The sequence below is a fragment of the Flavobacterium sp. IC2-16 genome, from assembly GCF_055521455.1.
This window is the reverse complement of record NZ_CM145480.1, coordinates 2466664-2479524: the sequence shown is the minus strand read 5'-3', so window position 1 is coordinate 2479524 and position 12861 is coordinate 2466664. Positions and strand designations below refer to the sequence as shown.

Annotated in this window: 9 protein-coding genes; 8 read left to right on the top strand and 1 reads right to left on the bottom strand. The window is 35.5% G+C overall.

The window, feature by feature from the left end; translation table 11 throughout:
- Complete coding sequence (locus ACZ1JT_RS11495; RefSeq protein ID WP_465093972.1) at nt 1-1923, bottom strand: LTA synthase family protein; 1923 nt, start codon at nt 1921-1923, stop codon at nt 1-3.
- A 135-nt stretch (nt 1924-2058) separates the two neighbouring features.
- On the opposite strand from ACZ1JT_RS11495, the gene ACZ1JT_RS11490 reads away from it, so the two are divergent.
- The 8 genes from ACZ1JT_RS11490 (at nt 2059) to ACZ1JT_RS11455 (ending at nt 12826) form a co-directional block, all read left to right on the top strand.
- Nucleotides 2059-3837, top strand: a complete 1779-nt coding sequence (locus ACZ1JT_RS11490; protein WP_465093971.1) for an AMP-dependent synthetase/ligase — start codon at nt 2059-2061, stop codon at nt 3835-3837.
- 115 nt (nt 3838-3952) lie between these two features.
- Nucleotides 3953-4408, top strand: a complete 456-nt coding sequence (locus ACZ1JT_RS11485) for a MarR family winged helix-turn-helix transcriptional regulator (protein WP_465093970.1) — start codon at nt 3953-3955, stop codon at nt 4406-4408.
- 97 nt (nt 4409-4505) lie between these two features.
- Nucleotides 4506-6896, top strand: a complete 2391-nt coding sequence (locus ACZ1JT_RS11480; RefSeq protein WP_465093969.1) for a 3-hydroxyacyl-CoA dehydrogenase/enoyl-CoA hydratase family protein — start codon at nt 4506-4508, stop codon at nt 6894-6896.
- A 3-nt stretch (nt 6897-6899) separates the two neighbouring features.
- On the top strand, nt 6900-8081 hold the full coding sequence (locus ACZ1JT_RS11475) for an acetyl-CoA C-acyltransferase (protein ID WP_465093968.1): 1182 nt from the start codon (nt 6900-6902) through the stop codon (nt 8079-8081).
- A 24-nt stretch (nt 8082-8105) separates the two neighbouring features.
- Nucleotides 8106-9902, top strand: a complete 1797-nt coding sequence (locus ACZ1JT_RS11470; protein ID WP_465093967.1) for an acyl-CoA dehydrogenase family protein — start codon at nt 8106-8108, stop codon at nt 9900-9902.
- 148 nt (nt 9903-10050) lie between these two features.
- Nucleotides 10051-11655, top strand: a complete 1605-nt coding sequence (locus ACZ1JT_RS11465; protein WP_465093966.1) for an aryl-sulfate sulfotransferase — start codon at nt 10051-10053, stop codon at nt 11653-11655.
- Between the two features lie 76 nt (nt 11656-11731).
- A complete protein-coding gene (locus ACZ1JT_RS11460) occupies nt 11732-12253 on the top strand; it encodes a superoxide dismutase family protein (protein ID WP_465093965.1) in 522 nt (173 codons plus the stop codon).
- A 3-nt stretch (nt 12254-12256) separates the two neighbouring features.
- On the top strand, nt 12257-12826 hold the full coding sequence (locus ACZ1JT_RS11455) for a YdeI/OmpD-associated family protein (protein ID WP_465093964.1): 570 nt from the start codon (nt 12257-12259) through the stop codon (nt 12824-12826).
- Nucleotides 12827-12861 lie beyond the last annotated feature (35 nt).

The following is a 12861-nucleotide window of genomic DNA, read 5'->3' as shown; positions in this document are numbered from 1 at the left end:
TTATTCTGCATATAATTTTTTATCAATAATTCGATCAAAGTAATCTTGAATGAATGCTTTACAGGCTTCACCTGTTTTCATCATCTCTGCATTCTTATTTTTAATAAGATTGTTTTTCAGCCCTGTATCGTTACGGTCATAATATCCTGTAATTTGATTTCCATCAAATGTACAAATATAGTTTCCTCTTATAAACTGATATTGATTCCCATTAAAATTAATGGCATACGGTTGAATATCTTTATCGCTTATAAGACTACGTCCCCAACTTCTAAAAGGTTTGTTATATCCAATCATATCCAATACAGTTGGATAAATATCTATTTGTTGCGCCAACTGGTTGTTTTCGCCTTTTAAAGAATTGTCAGGCTTATAAATTAAAATAGGTACAGCTGTTCTATTTACAACTGTTCCATATTCACTATACGTGTTTAAATTTCCATGATCGGCAGTAATAATAAAAATAGTATTTTTAAACCAAGGTTCTTTTTTAGCCGATTCGAAAAATTTCTTGAACGCGTAATCTGTATATCCAACACATTGATGCATTGGGTTGTTTCCTTTCGGGAATTTACCTTTATATTTATCTGGAACGGCATAAGGCTCGTGCGATGAAACCGTAAAAATTGTACTAAAAAAAGGAGACTTCTTCTTATTCAATTCATTATTCATAAATTGAAAAAAGGGCTCATCCCAAATTCCCCAAGAACCATCAAAATCGGCATCATTATTATATTCAGTTTTACCATAATAATGATCATACCCTAAAATATTTCCAAATCCAAGAAATCCCATAGAACCATTGGGTGCACCATGAAAAAAAGAAGTGTCATATCCCATTTCTTTCAGCGTAGAAACTAACGATTGAATTCTTTGTTTTGGATATGGAGATGAAGTAAAAGCATCTCTAAAAGATGGTATTCCTGCTAAAACTGACGACATTCCATGAATGGATTTAGAACCATTTGCATAAGCATTCGGAAAAATCAAACTATTTTGCGCAAGAGAATCTAAAAAGGGTGTATAACCTTTATAATCTTTAATTGTTGTATTCTTATTAAAAGATCCCCAATATTCTCTACCAAAACTTTCTGTAATAAAAAGAACAATATTAGGTGTCGATTTGGGGTTATTATTATATTGTTTAATAGGTTTAAAATTTGCTTCAACCACACTTTCATCAACAAGATGAACTTTCTTAAAACTAGTTGTTCTTAATGTTCTAATAATCGAAAAAGGTGTGTTTAAGATAATATCCGCATGTTGAGGAATTAATGCGTATCTATTAGCGTCTACTAAATTAATCGGACGAGTACTTTTTTTGAAATCACCGCGAATTCCTCCAACAACTAAGGTTGCAATTACTAGTACACCAACAATTGAGGATGAAAAATAAACCAGATGCTTTTCGGGAGCAGTATGTTGAACCCTTACTTTCTTATACAAATAAACCCATAAAATTGCCAACAATACAAACAAAACATACACATGCCAATAACTAATCATAAAACGGAAAAACATATTTCCTTTATTAGTTTCATGCTCAAGTGTATCTAGTACCGCAATAGTAGTACGTGAATAAATGTATTTATAATAAATAAAATCAATAAAGTTGGTTGCGTATCCAATTAGGTTGGTAATAAAATAAACGTAAAACAATACTTTTTGGAAACCTTTTTTAGTATTATGCCAAAACGGAAGTATAGAAAGAACAATAAAAAGCGAATTGAGATACAATATAGCTGTTGTATCGAAAGCCATTCCGTGGTATTGCAACGCCAAATAATCGGTAACAGATTCTACCTTTAACAACTTATAGTTGTAAATAAAAAAAAGAAATCGGGCTATGAAGTAAAAAAGATAAACCAAAAATAGTCTGTAAAACAATGCTTTATACTCTTCTACTCTAAAATATTTATTCATGTTAATATAATGAAAATCAATGAATTTGGGAGTTCAAAAATACAAATTTACTTTGCAACTCCTTAGTATTATTAAAACTTTAATCAAATTTTAGTATTTTTTTTATAATTTGCATTGATAAAAAAACATCAAAATATGACTGATATTACCCGCCTTTTTGATTTTCCATATTATCAATTAGAAAAATACAATCTTTCTGATGCTTTGGTAACAAAGTATAATAACGAATGGGTAAAAACTTCCACAAAAGAATACCTTGAAAAAGCCAATGCAATTTCGAGAGGATTACTGCGATTAGGTATTCAAAAAAATGATAAAATCGCCATTATTTCATCTAACAACCGTACAGAATGGAATATAACCGATATAGGTGTTTTACAAACAGCAGCGCAAACCGTTCCTATCTACCCTACTATTTCAGCGGAAGATTACGAATATATTTTAAATCATTCTGAATCCAAATATTGCTTTATTTCGGATCAAGAAGTTTACGATAAAATAAACGCCATAAAAAGCAATGTACCTTTATTAAAAGAAATATACTCTTATAATGACATTTCTGGATGTAAAAGCTGGAAAGAAGTTTTAGAATTAGGTGCTGATACAAGCAACCAAGAAGAAGTTGAGGAAAGAAAAAACAGTGTAAAAACTGAAGATCTTGCAACTATCATATATACCTCGGGAACAACAGGGCGACCTAAAGGTGTAATGTTAACTCATCAAAATATTGTTTCTAATGTATTAATGAGTGCTCCACGTGTACCTTTAAGAGCAGGAGACACTAGAGGTCTTAGCTTTTTACCGGTATGCCATATTTTCGAGAGAATGATATTATACCTATATCAATATTATGGTATTTCCATATACTTTGCTGAAAGTATCGAGAAAATGAGTGACAACTTAAAAGAAGTTAAACCTCATGTAATGACAGCTGTACCTCGTCTATTAGAAAAAGTATACGATAAAATTTATGCCAAAGGAACCGATTTAACCGGAATCAAAAAGAAGCTATTCTTTTGGGCAATCGACCTCGGGTTGCAATACGAACCCTATGGTGCTAATGGTTGGTGGTATGAGTTTCAATTGAAAATTGCACGAAAACTAATTTTCTCTAAATGGCAAGAAGGATTAGGCGGACAATTAGAGCTTATGGTTTCAGGTAGTGCTGCACTTCAACCTAGACTAACACGTGTTTTTGCAGCAGCCGGAATACCAATTATGGAAGGTTACGGATTAACTGAAACCTCTCCCGTTATTTCTGTAAACGAAGTAAAAAACAACGGATTTAAAATTGGAACTGTTGGTAGAGTTTTAAACGGTGTAGAAGTAAAAATTGCCGAAGACGGCGAAATACTTTGCAAAGGTCCTAATGTCATGATAGGATATTATAAAGACCAAGAAAAAACAGATGAGGCAATACAAAACGGATATTTCCACACTGGTGATATTGGTGAAATTGACAGCAACGGTTTCTTAAAAATTACCGATCGCAAAAAAGAGATGTTTAAAACATCGGGTGGTAAATATGTAGCACCACAAATGATTGAAAACACCATGAAACAATCTCGCTTTATCGAACAAATCATGGTAATTGGTGAAGGTGAAAAAATGCCAGCTGCTTTTATTCAACCTAATTTTGATTTCGTAAAAGAATGGGCTAAAATAAAAGGTATAGCTATTGGTTCTACCGATGCTGAAATAGCTGCAAATCCAGAGGTTAAAGAACGTATCTATGAAGAAGTCGAAGAATTGAATAAAAAATTCGGAAACTGGGAGCAAGTAAAAAAAATTGAATTAACTCCAGATGTATGGTCCATTGATGCAGGTCATCTAACTCCAACCATGAAATTGAAACGCAAAATCATAAAAGAAAAATATCAAAATCTTTATGATAAAATCTATAATAATGCCTAATACGCAAGTAACTCCTCAATTATGAGGAGTTTTTTTTTAAATACAATAAAAATATTTTAAAATTTATTATGCATGCATAGTATTTTTTTGTATATTTGAACTTCGCATTAAAAATATGAAAGATAAAACAATAGATTATATTTTAAGAGCTACATGGCAAGCCGTTGCAAGAATGTATAATGAAGAAGCAACTAAGTATGGTGCTACTATGGCAACCGGATTTGCTTTACTTAGCATTGATCGTGAAAACGGAACGCCTTCAACAGCTATTAGTGCTCGTATGGGAATGGAAGCCACTAGCTTAACCCGTACACTAAAATCAATGGAAGAAAAAGGCTTAATCATTCGTAAAAAAAATCCAGTAGATGGCAGAGGAGTAATTATTCATCTTACAAAACTTGGAAAAGAAAAAAGGGAGCTTTCTAAATCAACCGTTTTAAAGTTTAACGAAACAGTTAGAAAACACATAACCGATGAACAACTCAATCACTTCATTGAGGTTTCAGAAATTATCAACGAACTTATCTTGGATAAAAGTATTTTCAGTGAAAACGAAAATCTAGAAAAATAACAACTTAATAAACAATTAAAGAAAACAAATTACTTAAAAACAAATGAAACGAGGTGACGAGTTACATTTTACTAATAAAAAACAATATTAACTGAAAATGAAACGACTAATTAAAAAAGTAGCAGTTATCGGTTCGGGAATTATGGGTTCAGGTATTGCCTGTCATTTCGCGAATATCGGTGTTGAAGTTTTGCTTCTAGACATTGTACCGCGTGAGCTTACTGAAGCAGAACAAAAAAAAGGCCTTACTATAGAAAACAAAGCAGTACGCAACCGATTGGTGAACGACCATTTGGCGAATGCTTTAAAATCGAAGCCCTCTCCTATTTACGATCAGAAATTCGCTAGCCGAATCACAACCGGAAATACCACTGATGATTTAGAAAAAATCAAAGACTGCGACTGGATTATAGAAGTGGTTGTTGAACGTTTAGACATCAAAAAAGCTGTTTTCGAACAGATTGAAAAATACAGAAAACCGGGAACTTTAATTACTTCAAATACTTCCGGTATTCCAATTCACTTTATGAGCGAAGGCAGAAGTGAAGATTTCCAGAAACATTTCTGTGGAACGCACTTCTTTAACCCAGCGCGTTACTTAAAATTATTCGAAATCATTCCAGGTCCGCAAACTTCAAAAGAGGTATTGGATTTCTTAAATGAATACGGTGAAAAATTCTTAGGAAAAACTTCAGTTGTTGCCAAAGATACGCCGGCTTTCATTGGAAACAGAATCGGAATCTTCGGTATTCAGAGTTTGTTCCATTTGGTAAAAGAAATGGGCTTAACTATTGAAGAAGTTGATAAATTAACCGGTCCAGTTATCGGAAGACCAAAATCGGCTACCTTCAGAACAGTTGACGTGGTTGGATTAGACACTTTGGTTCATGTAGCCAACGGAATCTACGAAAACTGCCCGAACGACGAAGCACACGAATTGTTCAAACTTCCGGATTTCATCAGTAAAATGATGGAAAACAACTGGTTGGGAAGTAAAACCAATCAAGGTTTTTATAAAAAAGTAGACAAAGATATCCTTTCTTTAGATCTAGATACTTTAGAATACAGAGCGGCAAAAAAAGCGTCATTCGCTACTTTGGAAATGACCAAAACAATTGACAAACCTATCGACCGTTTCAAAGTATTGGTAAAAGGAACCGACAAAGCGGGAGAATTCTACAGAAAAAGTTTCTCAGCGATGTTTGCTTACGTTTCCAATCGTGTTCCTGAAATCACAGACGATTTTTACAAAATTGACGATGCCATGAAAGCCGGATTCGGTTGGGAAAATGGTCCGTTTGAAATTTGGGATGCTATCGGTGTTGAAAAAGGAATCGAATTAATGAAAGCGGAAGGGCTAGCGCCAGCTGCTTGGGTTACTGAAATGATTGCTTCAGGAAACACTTCTTTCTATACTGTAAAAGAAGGAACTACACACTATTATAATATTGCTTCTAAATCTCAGGTTAAAGTTCCTGGACAAGATGCTTTCATCATTTTGAACAACATCCGCGAAACGAAAAAAGTTTGGAGCAACAGCGAAGCGATTGTTCAGGATTTAGGCGACGGAATCTTAAACTTAGAGTTCCAATCCAAAATGAATTCTATTGGAGGTGGCGTAATTCAAGGAATCAATAAAGCGATTGATTTAGCTGAAAAAGATTTCCGTGGATTAGTTATCGGAAACCAAGCCGCCAACTTCTCAGTTGGAGCCAATCTTGCCATGATTTTCATGATGGCTGTAGAACAAGAATATGACGAATTAAACTTGGCTATCAAAATGTTCCAGGACACAATGATGAAAGTTCGTTATTCCGGAATCCCTGTAATTGCTGCGCCTCACGGAATGACATTAGGTGGTGGATGCGAATTAACCATGCATGCCGACAGAGCCGTAGCCGCTGCTGAAACCTACATCGGTTTAGTAGAATTCGGAGTTGGAGTCATCCCTGGTGGTGGTGGTTCTAAAGAAATGGCTTTACGAGCTTCTGATACGTTCCGTAAAAACGATGTGGAATTAAACACGTTACAAGAATATTTCTTAACTGTGGGTATGGCTAAAGTAGCAACTTCTGCGTACGAAGGTTTTGATATTGGAGTACTTCAAAAAGGAAGAGATATTGTAGTAGTAAACAAAGACCGTCAAATTGCAGAGGCTAAGAAACACGCAATTCTAATGGCGGAAGCAGGTTATACACAACCGGTGAAACGCAAAGACATCAAGGTTTTAGGAAAACAAGCCTTAGGAATGTTCTTGGTTGGTACCGATCAAATGGTAGCCGGACAATACATTTCGGAACACGATCAGAAAATCGCTAACAAATTAGCCTATGTAATGGCTGGTGGTGATTTATCCGAACCAACTTTAGTAAGTGAACAATACTTATTGGATCTGGAAAGAGAAGCTTTCTTATCTCTTTGTACCGAAAGAAAAACTTTAGAAAGAATCCAATTCATGTTAACCAAAGGAAAACCTTTAAGAAACTAAACAATGAAAACAGCATATATAGTTAAAGCATATAGAACCGCAGTAGGAAAAGCTCCTAAAGGTGTGTTCCGTTTTAAAAGACCTGACGAATTAGCCGCCGAAACCATTGAGTACATCATGAACGAGTTGCCAAATTTCGACAAAACAAGAATCGATGATGTAATGGTCGGAAACGCCATGCCGGAAGCAGAACAAGGTTTAAATGTTGGTCGTTTAATTTCCTTAATGGGATTAAAAATAGACGATGTACCAGGTGTAACTGTAAACCGCTACTGTGCGTCGGGATTAGAAACTATCGGAATGGCGACTGCTAAAATTCAATCGGGAATGGCGCATTGTATCATTGCCGGTGGTGCAGAAAGTATGAGTTATATTCCAATGGGAGGTTACAAACCCACTCCGGATTATAAAGTTGCCGCTGCTGGTCACGAAGATTATTACTGGGGAATGGGATTAACTGCGGAAGCGGTTGCCAAACAATTTAACGTTTCCCGTGAAGATCAAGATGAGTTCGCTTACAATTCACACATGAAAGCACTTAAAGCTCAGGCAGAAGGTAAATTCGACAAACAAATTGTTCCTATCACTATTGAGCAAACCTTTATCAATGAAAATGGTAAAAAAGAAACGAAATCGTATACAGTAACCAAAGATGAAGGCCCAAGAGCGGATACCAACGTAGCTGCTTTAAACAAGCTTCGTCCGGTTTTCGCAGCTGATGGTTCGGTAACTGCGGGTAACTCATCTCAAATGAGTGACGGTGCGGCTTTCGTATTAGTAATGTCGGAAGAAATGGTAAAAGAACTAAATCTTGAGCCTATCGCACGTTTGGTAAACTTCGCTTCTTCAGGTGTTGAGCCAAGAATTATGGGAATCGGACCGGTAAAAGCTATTCCGAAAGCGGTACAACAAGCAGGTTTACAAATCAAAGACATCGAACTAATCGAATTAAACGAAGCTTTTGCTGCACAATCGTTAGCGGTTATCCGTGAGTTAGACTTGAATCCTGAAATCATCAACGTTAATGGTGGTGCTATTGCTTTAGGTCACCCACTGGGTTGCACGGGAGCGAAACTTTCGGTTCAGTTGTTCGACGAAATGAAACGTCGCGGTAGCAAATACGGTATGGTAACCATGTGTGTTGGTACCGGACAAGGAACAGCTGGAATATATGAATTATTATAATACACCAACTATAAAACATAAGTTATGAGCGATATCACAAGAGGAGGTCAATTCCTTGTAAAAGAAACAAAAAGTGAAAACATCTTCACACCAGAAGATTTCAACGAAGAGCAAATTATGATGCGTGATTCTGTTAAAGAATTCGTAGACAAAGAATTATGGGCTCATAAAGATAAATTTGAGAAAAAAGATTACGCCTACACTGAAGAATGTATGCGCAAAGCCGGAGAACTTGGTTTCTTAGGTGTAGCGGTTCCTGAAGAATACGGTGGATTAGGTATGGGCTTCGTAAACACGATGTTAACATGCGACTACATCTCTGGAGCAACAGGTTCTTTCTCAACAGCTTTTGGTGCTCACACTGGAATTGGTACTATGCCAATTACGTTGTATGGTACTGAAGAGCAAAAGAAAAAATACGTTCCGAAATTAGCCTCTGGAGAATGGTTTGGTTCGTACTGTTTAACAGAGCCGGGAGCAGGTTCTGATGCTAATTCAGGAAAAACAAAAGCTGAACTTTCTGCCGATGGCAAAACATACAAAATCAACGGACAGAAAATGTGGATTTCAAACGCTGGTTTCTGTCATTTAATGATTGTTTTCGCAAGAATCGAAGACGATAAAAACATTACCGGTTTCATTGTAGAATATGATGCTGCCAATCCAAACGGAATCACTTTAGGTGAGGAAGAACACAAATTGGGAATTCGCTCCTCTTCTACCCGTCAGGTTTTCTTCAGTGACACAGTAGTACCTGCAGAAAACATGTTAGCAGGTCGTGGTGAAGGTTTCAAAATTGCTATGAACGCCTTAAACGTAGGTCGTATCAAATTGGCTGCTGCTTGTTTGGACGCGCAAAGAAGAACCATTTCGGGAGCTGTAAAATATGCAAACGAAAGAATGCAGTTCAATACGCCAATTGCAAACTTCGGAGCAATTCGTTCTAAATTAGCAGAAATGGCTGCTTCGGCTTATGCTGGAGAAAGTGCTTCGTACCGTGCTGGTGGTAGTATCGAAGAAAGAATCAATGCTCGTGTTGCGGAAGGAAATTCACACCAAGAAGCGGAATTAAAAGGTGTGGAAGAATTTGCCATCGAGTGTTCTATCTTGAAAGTAGCGGTTTCTGAAGATATTCAAAACTGTTCCGATGAAGGAATCCAAATCTTTGGTGGTATGGGATTCTCTGAAGATACCCCAATGGAATCGGCTTGGAGAGATGCACGTATCGCTCGTATTTACGAAGGTACTAACGAAATCAACCGTATGCTTTCTGTCGGAATGTTAATTAAAAAAGCAATGAAAGGTCACGTGGATTTATTAGGTCCTGCGATGAAAGTTGCTGAAGAATTAATGGGAATTCCATCGTTCGACACTCCGGATTATTCTGAATTATTCGCTGAAGAAAAAGAGTTAATCGGAAAACTGAAAAAAGCATTCTTAATGGTAGCCGGTTCAGCAGTTCAAAAATACGGTCCGGATTTAGAAGCACATCAACAGTTGTTAATGGCTGCTTCTGATATGTTAATCGAAATTTACATGGCTGAATCTGCAATTTTAAGAACTGAAAAATTAGTGAAATCGAAAGGTGAAGCTAATGTAAAAGAGCAAATCGCAATGGCGCAATTGTACTTATACCATGCTGTTGACACTATCGCTCAAAAAGGAAAAGAAGGAATTGTTTCTTTTGCGGAAGGTGATGAACAACGTATGATGTTAATGGGATTACGTCGTTTTACAAAATATACAAATATGCCTAATGTAGTTGCGCTACGTGAAACTATCGCTTCAAAATTAGTTGCAGAGAACGCTTATTGCTTTTAATCGATTGCAATAAATTTTGGTTTAGTTTGTTTAAAAAACCGTTATTACTTAAAAGTGTAACGGTTTTTTTTATTTAAATAATAGTAAACCAACAAATTACCATTTTAAAAGATTGTTTTTTTATATTTGGATAATCAACAATTCATGTATGAAAATAAAATTACGCAATCTAATTATACTACTTGTTTTCACAGCAAGTAACGCACAAACTCCAACAATTGGTTTACAATATCATGATTCATCTGTTTCAGATGGATATGTACTATTTTCTCCTTTAATCAACAATGATGTTTTTTTAATTGATCCTTGTGGTGAAAAAGTTAATCAGTGGACTTTTACTGAAGCGCCTGGTGCAACATGTTATCTATTGAATAATGGAAATTTACTTAGAGCTGGAAAGGACAATATTGAAATAAAAGATTGGAATAATAATGTTGTTTGGACTTATGGAACTACGGCAAACGGAATTCAGCAGCATCATGATATAACACCTCTGCCGAATGGTAATATTTTATGCATTGTTTCAGATGTTTATAGTGCTGCATTAATGACAGCAGCCGGAAAAAATCCTGCTTTAACCTCAGGTAATACAAAACTTGAAAAAATTATTGAACTTCAACCAATTGGTAGTAATAATGCAGCTATTGTATGGGAATGGAAATTTTACGACCATTTAATACAAGATTTTGATGCTACAAAATTAAATTATGGTGTTGTACAAGATCATCCAGAATTATTAGACTTAAACTTTAATTATGGAAATCCCACCGATTATATACATTTCAATGGGATTGATTACAATGCTACTTTAGATCAAATTTTAATTTCCGCAAGACATTTGAGTGAAATATACATTATCGATCATAGTACAACAACTCTTGAAGCTGCCGGACATTCGGGAGGTACTTCAAATAAAGGGGGTGATTTTTTATGGCGTTGGGGAAATCCACAGGTATACCGACAAGGAACTGAATCCGATAGAATGTTATTCATGCAACACAATCCAATGTGGGTTGAAAGTGGTTATCTAGATTCTGGAAAAATTTCTGTTTTCAATAACGGCGATCCAAGCTCTACACAAACCTATAGTACTGCAGTATTAATACAACCGGAAATCAACAGCGGAAATTACACCCAAACAAACTCAGTATACAATCCTCAAACCTACGATTGGTCATGGGGTGGCGATATTTTGGGAATTACCCTAAGTCAGGGAAGACAGTCTGGTACACAAGCTCAACCTAATGGAAACATGATTATTAGTGAGGCTATTATTGGACGTGTTTCAGAAATGACAAAATCCGGTACACTTCTTTGGTCATATACAAATCCAACAGGACCTACTGTTTCAGGTTCAACTACCTATTACAACCAGTTTTCTACACCTAGTAGTAATTCATTCTTTAAAGCTGAAAAATATCCATCAACCTTTCCTGGCTTCGTAGGTAAAAATTTATCTCCTATTGGAATATTGGAAGACGTAAATTCAGTGTCAAGTAATTGTACAACTTTAGCAACTAACCATTTTGATTTAGATTATATCACAATTCAAAATCCGTCCAAATCAACAATTCAATTTAACACAAATGTCACTTTAGATGCTATTAGCTTGTATGATGTTAATGGACGATTAGTTTATAACAAAACTAATTTTTCTGATAATCAATTCGCTACAAATTTAGCACCTTCGGCTTACCTTTTAAAAATAGAAAAAGACAACAGTAATAAGACCATTAAACTTATCATTCAATAAAAACCATTCCTAATAAAAGTTTAAAAAAGTAGGCTCATAAGTAAATTCTGTATAACTTTGAATAAAATCGTTTTTTATGAAAAATTTAGTCTATATCAGCATTGCAACAGTTTTAATCATTTTTGCTTGTAAAAGTTCAAATGCAATTAAAAATGAACTTAAAATCAATTTAGAATCCAAAAGTGGCACTGCTACAACCGGTACTGCTACATTTACAGAAAAAGACGGAAAAGTTACATTTACAGCAAATATTTCGGGTTTAACACCAGGTGTTCACGCCATTCATATTCATGAAAAAGCAGACTGTTCTGCAGCAGATGCAACCTCTTCAGGAGGGCACTGGAATCCGACATTTAAAAAACATGGACGTTGGGGACAAGGAGAACACCATAAAGGCGATATTGGAAATTTTACTGCTGATAAAGATGGAAACGGAAAAATAACATTAACCACAGACGAATGGTGTATTGGTTGTGGAGATGAAACTAAAGATGTTATTGGCAAAGCGATCATTGTACATAAAGGACAAGATGATTTTACAACACAACCAACAGGGAATGCTGGAGGTCGTGTAGCTTGTGCTGCAATTATTAAATAATTAATGAAAGAAAAAGAGCTTCTCTATTTCAAAAATGCTTCAGAATGGAGACAATGGCTTCACAAAAATCACGATTCCTGTTCAGGAGTAGATTTAATTTTCTATAAGGTTTCTCACGAAAATGAAAGCATGCGTTGGGAAGAAGCTGTTCAGGTTGCGCTTTGTTATGGCTGGATTGATTCAACAGTTAGAAAAGTGGACGAACATAGGCGAAAACAGACATTTACGCCCAGAAAAGACAAAAGTGTTTGGAGTAAACTCAACAAAACGTATATCGAAAAACTTATTGCAGAGAATTTAATGCATGAAAGCGGTTTGGCTAAAATAGAAATAGCCAAACAAAACGGCTCGTGGACTTCCTTAGATCATGTTGAAAATTTAGTAATTCCAGATGATTTACAAAAAGCTTTCGATACCAATCCCGTTGCACAAACCAATTATACCAATTTTAGCTTCACCTACAGAAAAAGTTATTTATATTGGCTAAATCAAGCAAAGCGAATCGAAACTAGACAAAAAAGAATCGAAGAAATAATAGCGCTTTGTAACGCAAATATTAAATCTAGGCCTTAGCATTTTAAAAAAAGGGAATTGCCTTTGACGTAATT